Below are 20,443 nucleotides of genomic sequence, written 5' to 3'. Positions count from 1 at the left end.
GGCGTTGGAACGGCTGGAAGGGGCTTTGAAGTGACGAGTACGCGTCAGCGTACAAAAGGCCGGCCGCGTCAGCGACGCGCCGGCCGTGTGAGAAAGGTCACGTTCACTCGGAGGTGAAGATGGATCCGAGGCGTTCCATCCGCTCCAGCGCCATCCCGCAGCCGCGCACGACGCAGGTCAGCGGGTCTTCGGCGACCAGCACCGGCAGGCCGGTTTCCTCGGCCAGCAGGCGGTCGAGGTCGCGCAGCAGCGCGCCGCCGCCGGTCAGCATCATGCCGCGCTCGGCGATGTCGGCGCCCAGTTCGGGCGGCGTCTGCTCGAGCGCGTTCTTGACGCTGGAGACGATCTGGTTGAGCGGGTCGGTCAGCGCCTCGAGGATCTCGTTGCTGCTGATCGTGAAGCTGCGCGGCACGCCTTCGGAGAGGTTGCGGCCCTTGACTTCCATCTCCTTGACCTCGGAGCCGGGGAAGGCCGAGCCGATGTTCTTCTTGATGGATTCGGCGGTGGGCTCGCCGATCAGCATGCCGTAGTTGCGTCGGATGTAGTTGATGATGGCTTCGTCGAACTTGTCGCCGCCGACGCGTACGCTGCCCTTGTAGACCATGCCGCCCAGCGAGATCACGCCGACCTCGGTGGTGCCGCCGCCGATGTCGACCACCATCGAGCCGCTCGCCTCGCTGACCGGCAGCCCGGCGCCGATCGCCGCGGCCATCGGTTCCTCGATCAGGTAGACCTCGCTCGCGCCGGCGCCGAGCGCCGATTCGCGGATGGCCCGGCGCTCGACCTGGGTGGAGCCGCAGGGCACGCAGATGATGATGCGCGGACTCGGCCTGAGCATCCGCGAGTCGTGGACCATGCGGATGAACTGCTTGAGCATCTGCTCGGTCACGGTGAAGTCGGCGATCACGCCGTCTTTCATCGGCCGGATGGCTTCGATGTTGCCGGGCACCTTGCCCAGCATGGCCTTGGCCTCGGTGCCGACCGCCTGGATGGTCTTCTTGCCGTTGGGGCCGCCCTCGTGGCGGATCGCGACGACCGAGGGCTCGTCCAGCACGATGCCCTTGCCACGCACGTAGATCAGCGTGTTGGCGGTGCCGAGGTCGATGGCCAGGTCGGTGGAGAAGTAGCGGCGCAGGGATGCAAACATGTGCGGAAGGGTTCTTGTTGGCGTCGGTCGGCCGGGTTTCCAGCGGGTGGGTCCGCGAGCCGCTCGAAAGTCCTGCAAACCCTTGAATTTGCACGCCGAAAGAGGCTTGTGGATAACCGGGGATAATACCCCAAGCCCCCTGAATTCCAGCCCCGTCGGCACCCTCATCTCCCCTCAAATTCCAATGGCACTGGACTCCAAAGACGTGAGCCGCATCGCGAACCTCGCGCGCCTCGAACTGAAGCCCGCCGAAGAGGCGGCGATGCTGCAGCAACTGAACGGTTTCTTCTCGATCGTCGAACAGATGAGCGCAGTCGACACCAGCGGCATCGAGCCGCTGTACACGCCGCTGTCGGCGGTGCAGGAAGTGGCGCTGCGCCTGCGCGACGACATCGTCACCGAGACCGACGGCCGCGCCGCCAACCAGCGCAGCGCGCCCGCCGTCGAGGACGGCCTGTTCCTCGTGCCGAAGGTGATCGAAGGATGAAGGACCTGCATCAACTGGGCGCGGCCGAACTGGCCCGCGCACTCGCCGCGCGGCAGGTCTCCAGCGTCGAGGCGACGACACAACTGCTTGCACGCGTTGCCGCGCATGCGCACCTGGGCGCCTTCCTGAGCGTCGACGCCGAGGGCGCGCTGCGCCAGGCCGCGCAGGCCGACGCGCGCCGCGCCACCGGCGAGAGCGGCCCGCTGCTCGGCGTGCCGCTCGCGCACAAGGACATCTTCGTCACCGAGGCGCTCGCGACCACCGCCGGCTCGAAGATGCTGGCCGGCTACCGCAGCCCGTTCGACGCCACCGTCGTGACCCGGCTGGCCGCGGCCGGCACCGTGACGCTCGGCAAGCTGAACTGCGACGAGTTCGCGATGGGCTCGAGCAACGAGAACTCGGCCTTCGGCCCGGTGAAGAACCCGTGGGATGCCTCGCGCGTGCCGGGCGGCTCGTCGGGCGGCTCGGCCGCCGCGGTGGCGGCACGGCTGGTGCCGGTGGCCACCGGCACCGACACCGGCGGCTCGATCCGCCAGCCGGCCAGCTTCACCGGCATCACCGGCATCAAGCCGACCTACGGCGTGTGCTCGCGCTACGGGATGATCGCGTTCGCGTCCAGCCTGGACCAGGCCGGCCCGTTCGCCCGCAGCGCCGAGGACTGCGCACTGATGCTGTCGGCGATGAGCGGCTTCGACGAGCGCGACGCGACCAGCGCGCAGCGCCCGCCGCAGGATTACGCGGCGGCGCTCACGGCAGCCCGCCCCGGCGCCACCGCCGCGCAGCCGCTGAAGGGCCTGCGCATCGGGCTGCCGAAGGAGTTCTTCCCGGCGGCGCTCGCCGCCGATGTCGACGGCGCGGTGCGCGCGGCACTGGCCGAGCTGCAGAAGCTCGGCGCGACGCTGGTCGACGTGAGCCTGCCGCGCACCGAGCTGTCGATCCCGGTGTACTACATCATCGCGCCGGCCGAGGCCAGCTCGAACCTGAGCCGCTTCGACGGCGTGCGCTTCGGGCACCGCGCCGGCAAGTACACCGACCTGCTCGACATGTACAAGAAGAGCCGCGCCGAGGGCTTCGGCGCCGAGGTCAAGCGCCGCATCATGATCGGCACCTACGTGCTGAGCCACGGCTACTACGACGCGTACTACCTGCAGGCGCAGAAGCTGCGGCGCATGATCGCCGACGACTTCCAGCACTGCTTCACGCAGTGCGACGTGATCGCCGGGCCGGTGGCGCCGACGGTGGCCTGGAAGCTCGGCGACAAGAGCGACGACCCGGTCGCCAACTACCTGGCCGACATCTTCACGCTGCCTGCCAGCCTGGCCGGCCTGCCGGGCATGAGCCTGCCGGCCGGCACCGGCGAAGGCGGCATGCCGGTCGGCCTGCAGCTGATCGGCAACTATTTCCAGGAGGGCACGCTGCTGCACGCGGCCCATGCCTTCCAGCAGGCGACCGACTGGCACGCCCAAGCCCCCTCCCCCTGACCATGGCAAGCACCCCCCAACTGATCCGCGGCTACGAGGTCGTCATCGGCCTCGAGACGCACGCCCAGCTGTCCACGCGCAGCAAGATCTTCAGCGGCTCGAGCACGCAGTTCGGCGCCGCGCCGAACACGCAGGCCTCGCCCGTCGACCTGGCGCTGCCGGGGACGCTGCCGGTGATGAACCGCGGCGCGGTCGAGCGGGCGATCCGCTTCGGGCTGGCGGTCGGCGCGACGGTGGCGCCGCTGTCGATCTTCGCGCGCAAGAACTACTTCTACCCGGACCTGCCGAAGGGCTACCAGATCAGCCAGTACGAGACGCCGGTGGTGCAGGGCGGCTCGCTGGAGTTCTTCGTCGGCGACCTGAAGCACCGGGTGCAGCTGACGCGCGCCCACCTGGAAGAAGATGCCGGCAAGTCGCTGCACGAGGACTACGCCGGCCAGACCGGCATCGACCTGAACCGCGCCGGCACGCCGCTGCTGGAGATCGTCACCGAGCCCGACATGCGCGCGAGCACCGAGGCGGTGGAGTACGCGAAGGCGCTGCATTCGCTGGTGGTGTGGCTCGACATCTGCGACGGCAACATGCAGGAAGGCAGCTTCCGCTGCGATGCCAACGTGTCGGTGCGCCGGCCCGGCGCCGAGTTCGGCACGCGCCGCGAGATCAAGAACCTGAACAGCTTCAAGTACCTGCAGCAGGCGATCGACTACGAGATCCAGTGGCAGATCGACCTGATCGAGGACGGCGGCAAGGTGCAGCAGGCGACCGTGCTGTTCAACCCCGACACCGGCGAGACGCGGGCGATGCGCACGAAGGAAGACGCGCACGACTACCGCTACTTCCCCGACCCCGACCTGCCGCCGCTGGTGATCGCGCCCGAGTGGGTCGAGCAGGTGCGCGCCGCGATGCCGGAGTTGCCGCGCCTGATGGCCGAGCGCTTCCAGAAGGACTACGGGCTGCCGGCCTACGACGCGTCGATGATGACGCAGGGCAAGGCCTTCGGCGCGTTCTTCGAGGAAACGGCGAAGGCCTGCGGCCAGCCGAAGCTGGCGGCCAACTGGCTGATGGGCGAGGTGTCGCGGCGGCTGAACGCCGAAGAGAAGGACATCGCGCAGAGCCCGGTGAGTGCCGCGACGCTGGCCGCGCTGATCGGGCGCATCGCCGACGGCACGGTGTCGAACAACGGCGCCCGCCAGGTGTTCGATCAGCTCTGGTCCGAAGGCGGCCAGATCGACGCGATCATCGAGGCCAAGGGCCTGAAGCAGATGAGCGACAGCAGCGAGCTGGAGCGCATCCTCGATGAAGTGCTGGCGGCGAACGCGAAGTCGGTCGAGGAATTCCGCGCCGGCAAGGACAAGGCGTTCAACGCGCTGGTCGGCCAGGCGATGAAGGCCACCAAGGGCAAGGCGAACCCGTCGCAGGTGAACGAGTTGCTGAAGAAGAAGCTCAGCTGACGGGCCCTGCTTCCGCGTCTACTTCCCCGCCGCCTTGCGCGGCGCCGGTGCTGATGCAGCCGGCAGCGCGCCCATCGACCCCGGCGACGCGCCGGCCCACAGCTTCTTCAGCCGTTCGAGCTCGACGTCGTAGAGGTTGTTGATGCGCACGATCTCGTCTTCCTGGTTCTGCACCAGCGATTTCTGCGCCGCCACCGCGGCGTCGTTCGCATCGAGCTGCTGGCGCAGCTTGGCCGGCGGCTTCCTGCCCTTGTAGAACTCCTGCTCGTCGATCAGCGGCTTGCGCTCGCGCTCGAGCTCGGCCAGCCGCCCCTGCGAGAACGCAACGCCCTTGCGCACGTCGTCGAGTGCGGCCTCGCGCGCCTTCATGTGGGCGGCATCGTTGGGGAAGCGGTTCACCAGGTTGCGGTCGCGGCGCATCGCATCCTGCTGCGCCACGCGGTCGGCCGAGGCCTGGCGCTCCTTCGCCTCGGCCTCGGCGCGCTCGTCGGCGGTCATCGTCGGCGGCACGATCTGGCGCACCGAACCGTCGGTGTTGAGCATGCGCTGCTCGCGGGTCGCGCATTCGACGATGGGCCGGTCGGAGGTCAGGCGCCGGCCGTTGCCGTCGACGCAGCTGTAGATCGCGGCGTGGGCCGGGGCGGCGGCCACGAACCCCGCCAGCACGGCAAGGCAACGCCAGGTTCGCATCGGTCGATTCACCACAAGCAGGCTCGTCATTTACACCCCGTAACGGTCCCGGTAGGCGGTCACGCGCGCCAGGTGGCTGCGCAGGGCCGGATCGTCATTCGTCTGCAGATACTGCAGCAAGTCCGCCAGCGTCGCAATGGCGAGTACCGGCATGCGGTACGCCGCTTCGAACTCCTCAACGGACGAGCGGGCGCTCAGGTTGTCATCGGAACCCTTGCGCTCCATGCGGTCCATCGCGATCAGCACCGCAACCGGTTCCGCCCCGGCCGCGCGGATCATGTCGACCGATTCGCGCTTGGAAGCGCCGTCGGTGATCACGTCGTCGATGATGACGACGCGGCCCTTCAGAGGCGCGCCGACCATCAGCCCGCCTTCGCCGTGGTCCTTGGCTTCCTTGCGGTTGTGGCAGAACGGCACGTTGCGGCCCAGGCTCGCCAGCGCCACCGCGGTGGCCGAGGCCAGCGTGATGCCCTTGTAGGCGGGGCCGAACAGCATGTCGAACTCGACGCCCGAGGCGAGCAGGCGGCGCGCATAGAATTCCGCGAGGCGGCCCAGCTTGGCGCCGTCGTCGAACAGGCCGGAATTGAAGAAATAGGGCGACAGCCGCCCGGCCTTGGTCTTGAACTCCCCGAACCGCAACACGCCGGCTTCCACCGAGAAGCTGACGAAGTCTTTGGCCAGGGTGTCAGCGGTGGGGCTCATCGGAGGTCTTTCGTGTTCCGTCTGGTGTCTTTGAATCTGAACGGCATCCGCTCGGCTGCCACGAAGGGGCTGGTGCCGTGGGCGGAAAGCATCGGCGCCGATTGTATGGGGGTGCAGGAGGTCAAGGCCCAGGCGGCCGACATCGCCGGCCGCTTCGAGCAGGTGCACGACCTGCACGGCCATTTCCACTTCGCCGAGAAGAAGGGCTACTCGGGCGTCGGCCTGTACGCGCGCAAGACGCCGAGCGACGTGGTGGTGGGCTTCGGCTCGCCCGAGTTCGATGCCGAGGGCCGCTACATCGAGGCGCGTTTCGACACCCCGAAGCGCAAGCTGAGCATCATCAGCTGCTACTTCCCGAGCGGCTCCAGCGGCGAGGAGCGGCAGTTGGCGAAGTTCCGCTTTCTGGCGCTGATGACGCCGTACCTGCAGAAGCTGAAGGCCGAGCGCGAGTTCATCCTGGTGGGCGACGTGAACATCGCGCACAAGGAGATCGACCTGAAGAACTGGCGCAGCAACCAGAAGAACAGCGGCTTCCTGCCCGAGGAGCGGGCCTGGATGACGCACACGCTGGACGAGCTGGGCCTGGTCGACGTGTTCCGCACGCTGAACCCGAAGGCCGAGCAATACACCTGGTGGAGCAACCGCGGCCAGGCCTGGGCGAAGAACGTCGGCTGGCGGCTCGACTACCACCTGGCCACGCCCGCGCTGGCTGCCACGGCGCTGCGCGAGCACATCTACATCGAGCAGCGCTTCTCGGACCACGCGCCGCTGATCATCGACTACGACTTCACGCTCTGAGCATCGTCCACCGAGGGGCTTCAAATTCCCTTGCGTTTCAGCACATAATATGTGCGCACGTAAGGGGAAAATATGAACATCACCTTGTCCGTGGACGAGCGCATCGCGGAGCAGGCTCGTGCAGCCGCCGCCACGATGGGCAAAAGTCTGAACCAGGCCGTTCGAGACTACCTGGAGCAGTTGGCAGGAAGCCAGCAGCTGGCGAACGAGCTGCAGGCCTTCGAGCAATCCGTTCGAGCCACACCGGGACGGCTGGGTGGTTGGCGCTTCGATCGCGAAGAGGCCAATCGCCGTGCGTAGCCTGCTGGACACGAACGTTCTTGTCTACGCAGATGCCTCGGACGAGCCCGAGAAGCAGCAACGCGCCATCGCGCTGATCACCGCAACGCGCCGCGCGGGCACCGCGGTGCTGTCCACCCAAGTGCTCCAGGAATACGTGAATGTCGCGTTGCGCAAGCTTCGGCTTCCACACGAACTGATTCGGCGACGGATCGGTTTCTATCGGCGATTCGACATGGTGACCACGTCGGCCGACTTGATCGCCGGCGCGCTGGATCTTCACGTCCTGCGAAGTCTGTCGTTCTACGACGCGTTGATCGTGCAGGCTGCCATCGTTGGCGGATGTGAGCGGGTGTTGAGCGAAGACATGCAACACGGCGCGGTGCTTGGAGGCGTGCGCATCGAAAACCCCTTCGTGACGCCATGAACGCCGCCAAGGCGTTTCACGCTCTGAGCCGACACCCGAAACGCTGAACAACGCCTCCCGTCCCGCGCTGTTCGGCGCTTGGTCCCGCCCCTCCTCGCTGAAGAATGAGCGCTCACCCGCACCCGCGGGTTCGCCTTCACTCAGATGCAGTACGAGGAGACGCTCATGATCAAGACGCTGACCACCCTGGCCGCCACCCTGGCACTGGCCGCTGGCGCCCACGCCGGCGAGGTCTACACCGGCATCGGCACGCACGGCCTGATGCTCGGCTATGCGCAGCCGGTCGCGCCGTCGGTGACGCTGCGCGGCGATGTCGCGTCGCTCGGCAAGCACAGCACCACGAAGACGGAGGACGGCATCCACTACGACGCCGAGCTGAAGTTGAGCCGCGGCGGCGTGTTCGCCGACTGGTTCTTCACCGGCGGCTGGCGCCTGACCGGCGGCGTGACCTTCAACGCGATGAAGCTCGACCTGGCCGGCAAGCCGACCAACAACCAGATCGTGATCGGCAACACCACCTACGCGACGCAGGACGGCGACCGTTTCGACGCGCACGTGAAGTTCCCGAAGACGACGCCGTTCCTCGGCATCGGCTACGGCCACCAGGCCGGCACCGAAGGCGCCTGGGGCTTCCACTTCGACCTCGGTGCGAGCATCGGCCGCGCGAAGGTCGAGTCGGCCGCGAGCGGCCCCACCTTCGACAGCATGGATGCGACCCAGCGCGCGCAGCTGAACGCCGATGTCGACCAGGAAACGCAGGAGCTGCGCGACGGCGTCGGCAAGATCCGCGCGATCCCGCAACTCAGCCTGGGCGTGAACTACCGCTTTTGAGCCGGTTGGTGATCCTGCCGGGCTAGCATCGCGGCATGCAGCTCCTCGACACCATCGAAACCGACACCGGCCCGAACCCGACGGCCACCATCATCTTCCTGCACGGGCTCGGCGACAGCGGGCACGGCTTCGCGCCCTTCGCGCACGAGCTGGACCTGTCGGCCGCCGGCCCGGTGCGCTTCATCTTTCCCCACGCGCCGACGCGGCCGGTCACGATCAACGGCGGCTACGTGATGCGCGCCTGGTACGACATTCTCGGCGCCGACCTGGTGCGGCGCGAGGACGAGACCGGCCTGCGCGAATCGCAGGCGCTGGTGCAAGCGCTGATCGCGCGCGAGAACGAGCGCGGCATCCCCAGCTCGCGCATCGTGCTCGGCGGCTTCTCGCAGGGCTGTGCGATGACGCTGCTGACCGGGCTGCGCCACGGCGAGCGGCTGGCCGGCCTGGTCGGGCTGTCGGGCTACCTGCCGTTGGCGGCCGAGACCGCGGCCGAGCGCCATGCCGCGAACCACGGCGTGCCGATCTTCCTCGCGCACGGCCGGCAGGACCCGGTGATTCCGATCGCCCGCGCACTCGCATCGCGCGACGCGCTGCTGGCGCTCGGCCACCCGCTCGAGTGGCACGAGTACCCGATGCCGCATTCGGTGTGCGGCCCGGAGGTCGAGCACCTGACACGCTGGCTGACCACGCTGCTGGGCGACCCCGCCCGGCCGAGGTGAATAAATCACAAACCCGCCCGGCGGTTTTCACCACCTGCCGGCATCCGACGCCCCTACGCTGTAACAAGGTGCACAGCGCTGCTGCTGCACCTGCCATCAGAAGGACAGCGCCATGTTGGATGAACTGCTCTCACCCCCGGACACCCGCCCGACCACCCACCTGAACCTGCGGCCCGCCCCGGCCGCGATCCACCCCGTCGTCGACTCCGTCACCCCGCCCTATCCCGGACCGGAGCGCCGCCACGGCCACTCCGCGATGGCCCGCTGGCTGACGATGATGCTCGACGAGATGGACCACGGCCTGCTGCTGATCGATGCGAACTGCAGCCTGCGCCATGCCAACCAGCTCGGCTGGCAGTTGCTGCAGGCCGGCGACGGCCTGCGCCTCATCAAGGACCAGGTGCTGCCGCGGCATGCGGAGGAGCTGTCCGGCTTCCTCGGCGCGCTGCTCGGCGCCTGCGGCGGCCGGCGCCGCATGCTGAACCTGAGCCGCGACGACGGCGCGATGCCGGTGGCCTTCGTGCCGATGTCCTCGCCCGAGGACGGTGCGCTGGCGATGCTGGTGCTCGGCAAGCGCCACCGCTGCGAATCGCTGACCCTCGAGTTCTTCGCCCGCACCCACGGCCTGACGGCCGCCGAGACCAAGGTGCTGCGCGCGCTGTGCGACGGCCAGCGGCCGAAGGAAGTGGCGCGCACCTTCAGCGTCGCCGTCTCGACGGTGCGCTCGCAGATCAGCAGCATCCGCATCAAGACGCAGACCGCCAGCATCGGCGACCTGCTGAACCGCGTCGCGGTGCTGCCGCCGATCGCGTCGGCCATGAAGATGCCGCTGTCGCACTGATCCGCGCCGGCTTCCGTCACGCGCGGCGCGTCCGCCGTCACGGAGGCGCCAGGGCGGCGTGCTAGATTGGATGGGCTCCCGGGCGACCCGCCCGGGCTTTCCCCATTCGCAGCCGCTTCTCCATGGACGCCGTCTCCGGCCCAGCATCCATCCCCCTGCTGTCCGAATCCCTGGGCCTGCTCTCCGCCCGGGGCGAGCAGCGCCGCTATCGCAAGGGCGTGCTGCTGATCCAGGAGGGCGATCACGGCGACACCTTGTTCATCCTGCTGTCGGGCCGCGTCAAGGCGTTCTCGATCGACGAGCGCGACCGCGAGATCGTCTACGGCGTCTACGGCCCGGGCGAGTACCTCGGCGAGATGTCGCTCGACGGCGGCCCGCGCTCGGCCTCGGTCATCACGCTCGAACCCACGGTGTGCTCGGTCGTCACGCGGCACACGCTGCGCCAGCACATCGCCGAGCGGCCGGAGTTCGCGTTCGAGCTGATCTCGCGCGTGATCCACCGCGCACGCCTGGCGACCCACAGTGCGCGCAGCCTGGCCCTGCTCGACGTCTACGGCCGCGTCGCGCAGCTGCTGACCGACCTGGCGGTGGTGCAGCCCGACGGCACGCACGTGATCCGCGAACGGCTGACGCACCAGGAGATCGCCAGCCGCGTCGGCTGCTCGCGCGAGATGGTGAGCCGGCTGCTGAAGGACCTGGACGCCGGCGGGCACATCGCGGTCAGCCGCACGCAGATCGTGCTGAAGCGGCCGCTGCCCGCGCGCTGGTAGCCGGCAGGCGCGCGCGCCGCTGGCAGAATCGGCGCATGCCGCGTCCGATCGAAGCGCTGATCCACAGCGATGCCCTGAGCCACAACCTGCAGCGCGCCCGTGCCTGCGCGCCCGATGCACGCGTCTGGGCGATCGTCAAGGCGAACGCCTACGGGCACGGCATCGAGCGGGTGTACGGCGCGCTGCAGGCCGCCGACGGCTTCGCGCTGCTCGACCTGGCCGAGGCCGAGCGGGTGCGCGCGCTGGGCTGGCGCGGGCCGATCCTGCTGCTCGAGGGCTGTTTCGAAGCACGCGACCTGGAGCTGTGCTCGCGCCTGAACCTGTGGCACACGGTGCACCACGAGGCGCAGATCGACTGGCTCGCGATGCACAAGACGACCTGGCCGCACCACGTCTTCCTGAAGATGAACTCCGGCATGAACCGGCTCGGCTTCACGCCGGCCGCGTTCCGCACCGCGTGGTTGCGGCTGTCGAACCTGCCGCAGGTCGACGCGATCACGCTGATGACGCATTTCTCCGATGCCGACGGGCCGCGCGGCATCGAGGCGCAGGTGGCGGTGTTCAACGCCGCCACCGCCGACCTCGACGGCGAACGCTCGCTGAGCAACAGCGCGGCCACGCTGCGCTTCGCGCCGACGCAGCCGGGCGTGCGGGCCGACTGGGTGCGCCCCGGCATCATGGTGTACGGCTCGTCGCCCGACCACCCCGAGAAGACGATCGCCGACTGGGACCTGCGCCCGGCGATGACGCTGCGCTCGAAGCTGATCGGCGTGCAGGCGCTGAAGCCCGGCGACACCGTCGGCTACGGCAGTGCGTTCACCGCCGAGCGCGAGATGCGCATCGGCGTGGCCGCCTGCGGCTATGCCGACGGCTACCCGCGCGTCGCACCGGCCGGCACGCCGGTGCTGGTCGATGGCGTGCGCTGCGGGCTGGTCGGCCGGGTGTCGATGGACATGCTGGCGATCGACCTGACGCCGCTGCCGCAGGCGGGCGTCGGCAGCGAGGTCACGCTGTGGGGGCGCGGCCCGCACGGCAGCGTGCTGTCGATCGACGAGGTCGCGCGGCCGGCCGGCACGATCGGCTACGAGCTGATGTGCGCGCTCGCGCAGCGGGTGCCGACGCACGCCGTGCCGTGACGCCCCAGGTCGATCCCGCCGAAGTCGAGTTCAGCGCGATCCGCGCGCAGGGGGCGGGCGGGCAGAACGTCAACAAGGTGTCGAGCGCGGTGCACCTGCGCTTCGACATCCGTGCGTCGTCGCTGCCCGAGCCGCTGAAGGAGCGGCTGCTCGCGCTGTCCGACCAGCGCATCACCGGCGAAGGCGTCGTCGTGATCAAGGCGCAGACCTCGCGCAGCCAGGACATGAACCGCCAGGATGCCTTGCAGCGCCTGCAGCAGCTGGTCGACAGCGTGGCCGTGGTGGCGCCGCCGCGGCGAGCGACCAAACCGACGCGCGGGTCGCAGAAGCGGCGGCTCGAAGGAAAGTCTCAGCGCGGCGACCTGAAGAGCTCGCGGGGGAAAGTGCGCGACGTCTAGCGTCTCGCTTGTCGGTCTCGCAGGTGACTCGCGATGGCTTCATCCATCTGGCCGGTCGTCAGAGGCGTGACGAAGGGCGATTTCAGAAGTCCTCGGATCCGGCGAGCGTCCGGCTTCACCGGTTGGGCCACCAAGGTGCCATCGGGATGCATGCTGAACTCCAGCACGGACCCGCTGGCGAGACCGAGGCGATCTCGAATCTCCTTGGGAATCGTGACCTGTCCCTTGGCGTTGAGTTTGGCGAGCATGGTGTCCGTCCTGATGAGATTCGGCCCCGGGATCCGGCTCAGCCGCGCCGCGTCTTGTAGATCCCGCAGCCCAGCACCAGGTCCTGCGCCACCGGCACGATGTACGAGGTCTTCGGCAGCACCTGCCCGTTGGCCGGGTTCAGGAAGTCGTAGTCGACCCAGCCGCCGCCGGCCGCGGCAGCGGCCCACACGTCGTGCGCCAGCCTGGTCACGTCGGTGCCGATGATCTGCTTCGCGCTCTTGCCGACGTTGGCCGGCTTGCCGCCGAACGCGTGGTACACGAGCTGCCGGTCCCAGGCGAAGACGTACATGTCGCGGTCCGAGAACCCGTTGCCCGGTTCGGTGATGCCGGGCAGCGCCGCCGCGCCGCCGCGCTCCTTGTAGAACGTGATGGCCCGCTGCACCAGCGCCTGCGCCTCGTCTGCCGTGCCCTGGCGCAGCTTGAAACCGCCCGCGGCGGCCGACAGCTGGCGCGCCCGCTCGCCCAGGCTGGCACAGGCGCGCGAGGTCTGCTCGACCATCTGCGCGTTCTGGTGGGTCAGCGAATCGAGCTGCGTCATCGCCTGCGAGACCTGCGCGAGGCCGTCGCTCTGCTCGCCGACGGCCGAGGTGATGCGCCCCATCCGCCCGGTGAGTTCGGCGATGCCGCCGACGATCTCCGACAGCACGCCGCTCACCCGGTCGATGTGGCCGACGCCGCTCGCGGTCTTGGCGCCCGACTGCTCGATCAGCGCCTTGATCTCGCGCGCCGCCTCGCCGCTGCGCTGCGCGAGCGCGCGCACCTCGGCCGCGACGACCGCGAAGCCGCGGCCCTGCTCGCCGGCACGCGCCGCCTCGACGGCGGCATTCAGCGCGAGGATGTTGGTCTGGAACGCGATCGAGTCGATCACGCCGATGATGTCGCCGACCTTCTCGGAGCCGGCCTTGATGGCATGCATCGAGTCGACCGCCTCGCGCATCGCGCCGCCGCCCGAGCCGGCCAGGCCGTGCACGCGCGCGGCCAGCGCCTCGGCCTCGCGGGCATCGCTCGCGTTCTGGCGCACCGTGGCATCGAGCTGCTGCACGCTGGCCGAGGTCTGCTCCAGGTTGGCCGATTGCTGCTCGGTGCGGCTCGACAGGTCGGCGGTGTCGGTCGTCAGCTCGGTGCTGGCCGCCGTGACCAGCAGCGAACTGCTGCGGATGTCGGCCACCAGCCCGGAGATCGTCTCGTTGACCGCATCGAGCGCCGCGCCGATGCGGGCGAATTCATCCTCGCCGCGGATCTCGATCCGGCGCGACAGGTCGCCCTGCTTCATGCGCAACACGGCCGATTCGAGCGCGCCCAGCGCGCCGGCCATCTGCAGGTACAGCGCCATCAGCAGCCAGGCCACCAGCACCGCCACGGCGATCAGCGCGAGGCTGCCCCCGTGCGTCCAGCCGTGCTGCTGCACCCAGGCGCCGAGTGCGGCCGCCCCCAGCAGCGCGCAGCCGACGGCCAGCAGCGAGAGCTTCGCGCCGAGCCCCAGCCTGCCGAATGCGGTGACTCCCAGGCCCATCGGCCCCCCACTGCGATGCACGTCCATCCGCCCCCCGTTGGTGTTGCCACCCGGTCGGCCCGGGCGGTCGGGCGATCGTACAGGCGCTGTCGCGCCGCGTGCAAACCGCGCGGGTCAGGCGCGCTTGAAGAGTGCCAGGAATGCCGCAGCGGCGACGAACAGGCTGCCGAACAGGCGGTTCAGCGCGCGGATCTGCAGCGGCGACTTCAGCAGCCGCAGCAGCCGTGCGGCGAGCGCGGTGTAGCCAGCCATCACGACCAGGTCGGTGAACATCAGCGTCGCGCCGATCACGCCGTACTGCGGGGCGAGCGGCTGCGCCAGGTCGAGGAACTGCGGCACCACGGCCAGCAGGAACACCGTGCCTTTCGGGTTCACCGCGTTGACCAGCCAGCCGCGCAGCACCAGGGCGCGCCGCGTCACCTGGCCCTCCTCCGTGGCGACCACCACCGGGGTGAGCGGCGCGCGCCATTGCCTGATGYCCAGCCACACCAGGTAGCCCACGCCGGCCCACTTGACCGCGGCGAAGGCGAGGCTCGAGGCGGCGATCAGCGCCCCCAGCCCCAGCCCGACGACGATCACCTGTGTCCAGATGCCCAGCACCAGGCCGAAGGTCATGAAATAGCCGCGCGCGAAGCCGTGGTTGACGCCCGCGCTCATGGCGGCGACCGCACCGGCCCCGGGCGACAGGCTGATCGCCCAGGCGGCGGCGAAGAAACGAAGCCAGACAGCGAATTCCATGAGATGTCGATGACGTGAACGATGAAGTGAAGAGAGGGCACCGCTCAGCCGAGCTGCTCCGCGATGATCTGCCCGAGCCGTTTCAGGCGGGTTTCGAGCAGCGGCGTCCACGGGTCGCCGTAGTGCAGCCGGATGAAGTGGTCGAAGCGCGCGCTGCAGGTGAACGTGGCGCCCGGCGCCATGCCGATCAGTTCGGCGCACGCCCGCTCGAACACCTTGCGCGAATCCACCTGCGGCGGCAGCTCGATCCACAGCGCCAGCCCGCCGCGCGGCCGGCTCAGGCGGCAGCCGGGCGGGAAGTATCGCGCGATCGCGTCGGCCATCGCCTGCGCCTGGGCTTTCAGCGCCGCGCGCAGCCGGCGCATGTGGTGGTCGTAGCCGCCGTCGGCCAGGAACTCGGCGATCACCTCCTGCTGCAGCTGCACGCCGGGCGACGAGGTGCGGAACTTGATGGACTGGCATTCGCGCAGGTGCCGGCCCGGCGCCATCCAGCCGACGCGGTAGCCGGGCGCCACCGCCTTCGTGAAGGCCGAGCACAGGATCACGTCGTCGCGTGCGTCGAAGCTCTTCAGCACCGGCGGGCGCTCGTCGCCGAAGTGCAGCTCGCCGTAGATGTCGCTCTCGATCAGCGAGATGCCGCGCTCGGCGGCCAGCGCGACCAGGCGGCGCTTGTTCTCGATCGGCATCAGGCTGCCGACCGGGTTCTGGAAGTTCGGGATCACCACGCAGGCGCGCACCGCACCGGGCGTGCGCGTGGCCAGGTCGAGCGCCTCGATCGACAGGCCGTCGCGCGGATGCGACGGGATCTCCAGCGAGCGCATTCCCAGGGTCTCGATCACCTCCAGCAGCATGAAGTAGGTCGGCGATTCGAGCGCGATCGTGTCGCCGGCCTTCGCCACCGAGCGCAGCGCGAGGTGCATCGCCTCCATGCCGCCGTTGGTCAGCACGATCTCGTCGGGGTGCAGCCGCACGCCGCTGTGGACCGCGCGGCGGGCGATCTCGCGGCGCAGCGCCGGGCTGCCGCCGCTCTCGATGCGCGACGCGTACTCGGGGTGGCGGCGGTTGATGCTGGCCGTCAGCTGGCGCAGCTTGGCCTCGGGCAGCAGGGCGCGGCCGGCCTGCACGCGGAACGACGGCATCGAGCCCGATTCGTTCGCGGCCAGCAGGAACTGGCGCGTCAGCCCGTCGGGCGTGACGAAATCGGCCTTGCTCATGCGGGCATCGAGCTCCGGCTCGGGCAGCGGCTGCGGTCGCGGCGCGACGAAATAGCCGGACTTGGGCCGGGCCTCGACCAGCCCGCGGTTCTCGAGCCAGCGGTAGGCGAGCGTCGCGGTGGAGGCACTGACGCCGTGCTGCTGGCACAGCTGGCGCACCGATGGCAGCCGGTCGCCGCTGCGCAGGCTGCCGCAGGTGATGGCCTTCTCCAGCCCGCTGGCCACTGTCTGATACAGCGGCAACTGTGGCAACAACGACAGCAGCGCATCAGCGTCGAGCAGGGCCTCTTCCATGGGAAGCGATTGTCGCCGTGGCGCTGGGGGCGGCACAGGTACAGAGCCGGGCAGTTGCCACCAGCACAGCCGACGCGGCGAGCATCTGTGCCGGTGCAGTTCGCGCCGTTCTGGATGTGGTGGCGGACAGCGCTTGCCGGAACACTGGTGCCCTGAGGAACCCACGGCACGACCACCATGACGACCCCGCTCCACACCCTCGATCTGCAACTCGCGGCCGGCGAACTGCACCGCTGGCGCTCGGCTCGCACGGTCGAGCTGCAAGTGCTGGCCGGCCGCGTGTGGGTCACGCAAAGCGGCGACGAGGACGACCACTTCCTGGCGGCCGGCGACACGCTCGCGTTGCGCCGTGGGGCGCTGGCGCTGATCGAGGCGGAGTCGGGCGCGAACCTGCGCCTGTTCGCGGCCGCGGCGGCGCTGTCGACGACAGCGTGGTGGCGGCGCCTCGCGGGCCGCCGCCGGCCCCCCGCTACAGTCGCGGGGTGAGCAAACCCAAATCCATCTACACCTGCAGCGAGTGCGGCGGCACCAGTCCCAAATGGCTGGGCAAGTGCCCGCACTGCAACGCCTGGAACACGCTGGTCGAAGGCGTCGCCGAGGCGCCGTCGAAGCACCGCTACCAATCGCTGGCCGGCGCGCAGCCGGTCGCCACGCTGTCCGAGATCGAGGCCTCCGATGTCGACCGCCAGCCCACCGGCATCGATGAGCTCGACCGCGTGCTCGGCGGCGGCATCGTCGCCGGCGGCGTCGTGCTGATCGGCGGCGACCCGGGCATCGGCAAGTCGACGCTGCTGCTGCAGGCGCTCGATGCGTTGTCGCGCAACATGCGCGCGCTGTACGTCACCGGCGAAGAATCCGGCGCGCAGGTCGCGCTGCGCTCGCGCCGGCTCGGGCTCGACGGCTCGCAGGTGCGCGTGGTCGCCGAGATCCAGCTCGAGAAGATCACCGCCACCATCGATGCCGAGCAGCCGGCGATCTGCGTGATCGACTCGATCCAGACCGTCTACAGCGAGCAGCTCACCTCGGCGCCCGGCTCGGTGGCCCAGGTGCGCGAATGCGCCGCGCAGCTGACCCGCGTGGCCAAGAGCAGCGGCACCACGATCATCCTGGTCGGCCACGTGACGAAGGAAGGCGCGCTGGCCGGCCCGCGCGTGCTGGAGCACATCGTCGACACGGTGCTGTATTTCGAGGGCGACACCCACAGCAGCTTCCGGCTGGTGCGTGCGATCAAGAACCGCTTCGGCGCGGTCAACGAGATCGGCGTGTTCGCGATGACCGAGAAGGGGCTGAAGGGCGTCGCGAACCCGAGCGCGATCTTCCTGTCGACGCACGGCGAGCCGGTGGCCGGCTCCTGCGTGCTGGTCACGCTGGAGGGCACGCGGCCGCTGCTGGTCGAGATCCAGGCGCTGGTCGACTCCGGCGGCCCGAGCCCGCGGCGCCTGAGCGTCGGCCTCGACCGCGACCGCCTCGCGATGATGCTGGCGGTGCTGCACCGGCATGCCGGCATCGCCTGCCTCGACCAGGACGTGTTCGTCAACGCGGTGGGCGGCGTGCGCATCAGCGAGCCGGCGGCCGACCTGGCGGTGATGCTCGCGATCCAGAGCAGCCTGCGCGGGCGGCCGCTGCCGCGCGGCTTCATTGCGTTCGGCGAGGTCGGGCTGGCCGGCGAGGTGCGGCCGGCGCCGCGCGGCCAGGAGCGCCTGAAGGAGGCGGCGAAGCTCGGCTTCAGCGTGGCCGTCGTGCCGAAGGCGAATGCGCCGAAGAAGGCCATCGAGGGGTTGACCATCCACCCGGTCGAGCGCATCGAGGAGGCGATCGACCTGCTGCGCACGCTGAGCTGAGTCGGGTTGAGCTGACATCGCGCAAAGCGTCACACCGTGACACGCCAGGGGTGGGAGCGCCCCTGCGACCGTGCGGCCAAACAAGAGCTATTATCATTTGCATCGGGCGGCTTTCGCCCTGCCGTGATTGCTCCCGCCCCGTATGACCGCTCCCCGTCTTTCCGACCTGCCCGCCGGTGCCCGTGGCACCGTCATCGGCCTGCGCGCCGAGGGCTCGCCCGATCCGCAGATGCTGCACCGCCTGAGCGAGCTGGGCTTCCTGCCCGGCGAGCCGGTGCAGCTGCTGCGCCGCGGCCCGGGTGGGCGCGAACCGCTCGCGGTGCAGATCGGCGAGACCTTCTTCGCGCTGCGCAGGATCGAGGCGCAGTGCGTCGAGGTCCAGCTCGAAGGGCTGCCGTCATGAGCACCGAAGCCCTGCAGGCCCTTCGGATTGCCCTGGTCGGCAACCCGAACTGTGGCAAGACGGCCCTCTTCAACCTGCTGACCGGCGCGCGCCAGAAGGTCGCGAACTACGCCGGCGTCACCGTCGAGCGCAAGGTGGGCAGCGCGACGCTGCGCAACGGCCGCACGGTGTCGGTGATCGACCTGCCCGGTGCCTACAGCCTGACGCCGGCCACACCCGATGAAGAGGTCACCCGCGAGATGGTGATGGGCCTGCGCGCCGGCGAGGCCGCGCCCGATGCGCTGGTCGCGGTGGTCGACGCCACCAACCTGCCGATGAACCTGCGCCTGGTGCTCGAGTTGCGCCGCCTCGGCCGGCCGATGATCGTCTCGCTGAACATGGCCGACGTGGCCCGCGCGCGCGGGCTGCAGATCGACGTGGCCAGGCTGTCGGCCGAGCTCGGCGTGCCGGTCGTCGAGACCGTCGCGGTGCAGAGCCGCGGCCACGAGGCGCTGCTGGCCCAGCTCGAGAAGCAGGCCGAGTGGCCGACGCCGCCGGTCGTCGCCGACACGCCGACGCTGCCCGAGCTGCAGCGCGAGGTGCGCCGCATCCTGGCGGTGGCGGTGCCCGGCGCGATGCAGTTCAAGCGCTTCAACCACCGCATCGACGCGGTCGTGATGCACCCGGTGTGGGGCCTGGTGCTGCTCGCGGCGCTGCTGTTCCTGATGTTCCAGGCGGTGTTCTCGTGGGCCAACGTGCCGATGGACGCCATCAAGGACGGCATGGCCGCGGCCGGCGAATTTTTGAACGCCCACATGGCCGAGGGCCCGCTGCGCAGCCTGCTGGTCGACGGCGTGATCGCCGGCGCCGGCAGCGTGCTGGTGTTCCTGCCGCAGATCCTGATCCTGTTCCTGTTCATCCTGGTGCTGGAAGACTCGGGCTACCTGCCGCGCGCCGCCTTCCTGCTCGACACCGTGATGGGCAAGGTCGGGCTGTCGGGCCGCGCCTTCATCCCGCTGCTGTCGAGCTTCGCCTGCGCGATCCCCGGCATCATGGCCACGCGCACCATACCCAACTGGCGCGACCGGCTCGCCACCATCATGGTCGCGCCGCTGATGACCTGCTCGGCCAGGCTGCCGGTCTACGCGCTGCTGATCGGCGCCTTCGTGCCGAAGCGCAGCGTCGGCTGGTTCAACCTGCAGGGCGTGACGCTGTTCGTGCTGTACGTGGCCGGCGTGGTGTCGGCGATGGCGGTGGCCTGGGTGCTGAAGCGCTCGTGGATGAAGAGCAGCTACCAGCCGCTGATGCTGGAGCTGCCGCCGTACCGCCTGCCGAACGTCCGCAACCTCGCGATCGGGCTGTGGGAGCGGGCGCGCATCTTCCTGCGCCGCGTCGGTGGGATCATCTTCGCGCTGACGGTGGTGCTGTGGTTCCTGTCGAGCTTCCCCGGGCCGCCCGACGGCGCCACCGGCCCGGCCATCCAGTACAGCCTGGCGGGTTACCTCGGTCGTGCGCTCGAGGTGATCTTCGCGCCGATCGGCTTCAACTGGCAGATCTCGATCGCGCTGGTGCCGGGGCTGGCTGCGCGCGAAGTGGCGGTCGGCGCGCTCGGCACGGTCTACGCGATGTCGGCGGCCGGCGAGGTGGCCGATTCGCTGGCGCCGGTGATCGCGCAGAGCTGGTCGATCGCGACCGCCTACTCGCTGCTCGCCTGGTACGTGTTCGCGCCGCAGTGCATGTCGACGCTCGCGGTGGTGCGCCGCGAGACCAACTCGTGGCGCTACCCGCTGATCATGGCGGGCTACCTGTTCGCGCTCGCGTACATCGCGTCCTTCATCACCTACCGCGTCACCCTCTGGCTCGGCGCTTGAACCGGGAGGCCTGCCATGCAAGACCTGATCGTCGGATTGATCGTCCTCGGCTGCTTCGGCTACGCGGTCAACGCGCTGATGCCGGCGGCGCTGCGCCGCACGGTCGCCGGGCACCTCGCGCGCTGGCCGGCCTGGCCGGCGCCGATCGCGCAGCGGCTGCAGC

The 20,443-nt window shown here is 69.7% G+C and carries 23 protein-coding genes; 16 read left to right on the top strand and 7 right to left on the bottom strand.

Translation table 11 applies throughout. From position 1 onward, the window contains the following. Positions 1-103: 103 nt before the first annotated feature. Positions 104-1,147 carry a rod shape-determining protein gene (locus tag AC1DXV_RS06890; RefSeq protein ID WP_073465816.1) on the bottom strand — a complete coding sequence of 348 codons (1,044 nt, stop codon included), beginning with the start codon at positions 1,145-1,147 and terminating at the stop codon, positions 104-106. A 184-nt stretch (positions 1,148-1,331) separates the two neighbouring features. Here AC1DXV_RS06890 and gatC point away from each other — a divergent pair, with 184 nt between their 5' ends. Genes gatC through gatB form a run of 3 tightly spaced genes read left to right on the top strand, consistent with a single transcriptional unit; the run spans position 1,332 to position 4,566 of the window. Next, a complete protein-coding gene (gene gatC, locus AC1DXV_RS06885) occupies positions 1,332-1,634 on the top strand; it encodes an Asp-tRNA(Asn)/Glu-tRNA(Gln) amidotransferase subunit GatC (RefSeq protein WP_477872840.1) in 303 nt (100 codons plus the stop codon). After that, positions 1,631-3,115: an Asp-tRNA(Asn)/Glu-tRNA(Gln) amidotransferase subunit GatA gene (gene gatA, locus AC1DXV_RS06880; RefSeq protein WP_477932975.1), complete on the top strand. Its 1,485-nt coding sequence runs from the start codon at positions 1,631-1,633 to the stop codon at positions 3,113-3,115. The genes gatC and gatA overlap by 4 nt, the downstream gene beginning before the upstream one ends. A gap of 2 nt (positions 3,116-3,117) precedes the next feature. Next, positions 3,118-4,566, top strand: coding sequence for an Asp-tRNA(Asn)/Glu-tRNA(Gln) amidotransferase subunit GatB (gene gatB / locus AC1DXV_RS06875; RefSeq protein ID WP_477932973.1), 1,449 nt, complete (start codon positions 3,118-3,120; stop codon positions 4,564-4,566). 18 nt (positions 4,567-4,584) lie between these two features. Here gatB and AC1DXV_RS06870 read toward each other — a convergent pair whose 3' ends face one another. Beyond that, on the bottom strand, positions 4,585-5,256 hold the full coding sequence (locus AC1DXV_RS06870; protein ID WP_477932971.1) for a DUF4124 domain-containing protein: 672 nt from the start codon (positions 5,254-5,256) through the stop codon (positions 4,585-4,587). 30 nt (positions 5,257-5,286) lie between these two features. Beyond that, entirely contained in the window at positions 5,287-5,958 is a 672-nt protein-coding gene (gene pyrE / locus AC1DXV_RS06865) for an orotate phosphoribosyltransferase (protein ID WP_477864919.1), read from the bottom strand. 12 nt (positions 5,959-5,970) lie between these two features. On the opposite strand from pyrE, the gene AC1DXV_RS06860 reads away from it, so the two are divergent. The 9 genes from AC1DXV_RS06860 to arfB all read left to right on the top strand — a co-directional run bounded on the left by AC1DXV_RS06860 (position 5,971) and on the right by arfB (position 12,157). Beyond that, positions 5,971-6,756, top strand: coding sequence for an exodeoxyribonuclease III (locus AC1DXV_RS06860; protein WP_477864918.1), 786 nt, complete (start codon positions 5,971-5,973; stop codon positions 6,754-6,756). Positions 6,757-6,828: 72 nt separating this feature from the next. Beyond that, positions 6,829-7,056, top strand: coding sequence for a DUF6364 family protein (locus AC1DXV_RS06855; protein WP_477864917.1), 228 nt, complete (start codon positions 6,829-6,831; stop codon positions 7,054-7,056). Next, positions 7,049-7,462, top strand: a complete 414-nt coding sequence (locus AC1DXV_RS06850) for a PIN domain-containing protein (RefSeq protein WP_477864916.1) — start codon at positions 7,049-7,051, stop codon at positions 7,460-7,462. The genes AC1DXV_RS06855 and AC1DXV_RS06850 overlap by 8 nt, the downstream gene beginning before the upstream one ends. Before the next feature lie 165 nt (positions 7,463-7,627). Further along, positions 7,628-8,293: a hypothetical protein gene (locus AC1DXV_RS06845; protein ID WP_477864915.1), complete on the top strand. Its 666-nt coding sequence runs from the start codon at positions 7,628-7,630 to the stop codon at positions 8,291-8,293. Between the two features lie 35 nt (positions 8,294-8,328). Next, positions 8,329-9,012 carry an alpha/beta hydrolase gene (locus tag AC1DXV_RS06840; RefSeq protein ID WP_477864914.1) on the top strand — a complete coding sequence of 228 codons (684 nt, stop codon included), beginning with the start codon at positions 8,329-8,331 and terminating at the stop codon, positions 9,010-9,012. A 112-nt stretch (positions 9,013-9,124) separates the two neighbouring features. Continuing rightward, on the top strand, positions 9,125-9,853 hold the full coding sequence (locus tag AC1DXV_RS06835; RefSeq protein WP_477864913.1) for a helix-turn-helix transcriptional regulator: 729 nt from the start codon (positions 9,125-9,127) through the stop codon (positions 9,851-9,853). Between the two features lie 122 nt (positions 9,854-9,975). Then, positions 9,976-10,623 (top strand): Crp/Fnr family transcriptional regulator, encoded by a 648-nt coding sequence (locus tag AC1DXV_RS06830; protein ID WP_477864912.1) that lies wholly within the window; start codon positions 9,976-9,978, stop codon positions 10,621-10,623. 35 nt (positions 10,624-10,658) lie between these two features. After that, positions 10,659-11,759 (top strand): alanine racemase, encoded by a 1,101-nt coding sequence (gene alr, locus AC1DXV_RS06825; RefSeq protein WP_477864911.1) that lies wholly within the window; start codon positions 10,659-10,661, stop codon positions 11,757-11,759. Then, on the top strand, positions 11,756-12,157 hold the full coding sequence (arfB, locus tag AC1DXV_RS06820) for an alternative ribosome rescue aminoacyl-tRNA hydrolase ArfB (protein WP_477864910.1): 402 nt from the start codon (positions 11,756-11,758) through the stop codon (positions 12,155-12,157). Before alr ends, arfB begins: the two co-directional genes overlap by 4 nt. Here the strand turns inward: arfB and AC1DXV_RS06815 are convergent. The 4 genes from AC1DXV_RS06815 to AC1DXV_RS06800 all read right to left on the bottom strand — a co-directional run bounded on the left by AC1DXV_RS06815 (position 12,154) and on the right by AC1DXV_RS06800 (position 16,186). Beyond that, on the bottom strand, positions 12,154-12,405 hold the full coding sequence (locus AC1DXV_RS06815) for an AbrB/MazE/SpoVT family DNA-binding domain-containing protein (RefSeq protein WP_477864909.1): 252 nt from the start codon (positions 12,403-12,405) through the stop codon (positions 12,154-12,156). The genes arfB and AC1DXV_RS06815 overlap by 4 nt on opposite strands. Positions 12,406-12,443: 38 nt before the next feature. After that, positions 12,444-13,940 (bottom strand): methyl-accepting chemotaxis protein, encoded by a 1,497-nt coding sequence (locus tag AC1DXV_RS06810; protein ID WP_477932969.1) that lies wholly within the window; start codon positions 13,938-13,940, stop codon positions 12,444-12,446. Positions 13,941-14,054: 114 nt separating this feature from the next. Next, entirely contained in the window at positions 14,055-14,678 is a 624-nt protein-coding gene (locus AC1DXV_RS06805) for a LysE family transporter (RefSeq protein ID WP_477932967.1), read from the bottom strand. Between the two features lie 44 nt (positions 14,679-14,722). After that, positions 14,723-16,186 (bottom strand): aminotransferase-like domain-containing protein, encoded by a 1,464-nt coding sequence (locus AC1DXV_RS06800; protein WP_477864906.1) that lies wholly within the window; start codon positions 16,184-16,186, stop codon positions 14,723-14,725. 177 nt (positions 16,187-16,363) lie between these two features. On the opposite strand from AC1DXV_RS06800, the gene AC1DXV_RS06795 reads away from it, so the two are divergent. The 4 genes from AC1DXV_RS06795 (at position 16,364) to feoB (ending at position 20,280) form a co-directional block, all read left to right on the top strand. Next, positions 16,364-16,672, top strand: a complete 309-nt coding sequence (locus tag AC1DXV_RS06795; protein ID WP_477864905.1) for a DUF2917 domain-containing protein — start codon at positions 16,364-16,366, stop codon at positions 16,670-16,672. Continuing rightward, a complete protein-coding gene (gene radA / locus AC1DXV_RS06790) occupies positions 16,669-18,027 on the top strand; it encodes a DNA repair protein RadA (protein WP_477864904.1) in 1,359 nt (452 codons plus the stop codon). The genes AC1DXV_RS06795 and radA overlap by 4 nt, the downstream gene beginning before the upstream one ends. A 142-nt stretch (positions 18,028-18,169) precedes the next feature. Beyond that, positions 18,170-18,430 carry a FeoA family protein gene (locus tag AC1DXV_RS06785; protein ID WP_477864903.1) on the top strand — a complete coding sequence of 87 codons (261 nt, stop codon included), beginning with the start codon at positions 18,170-18,172 and terminating at the stop codon, positions 18,428-18,430. Beyond that, positions 18,427-20,280 carry a ferrous iron transporter B gene (gene feoB / locus AC1DXV_RS06780; protein WP_477932965.1) on the top strand — a complete coding sequence of 618 codons (1,854 nt, stop codon included), beginning with the start codon at positions 18,427-18,429 and terminating at the stop codon, positions 20,278-20,280. Before AC1DXV_RS06785 ends, feoB begins: the two co-directional genes overlap by 4 nt. The last annotated feature ends 163 nt before the right edge of the window (positions 20,281-20,443 follow it).

The sequence above is a fragment of the Rhizobacter sp. P3_C12 genome, from assembly GCF_056402735.1.
Note: the sequence above shows the minus strand (reverse complement) of the source record. Positions and strands in the feature narration are given on the sequence as shown.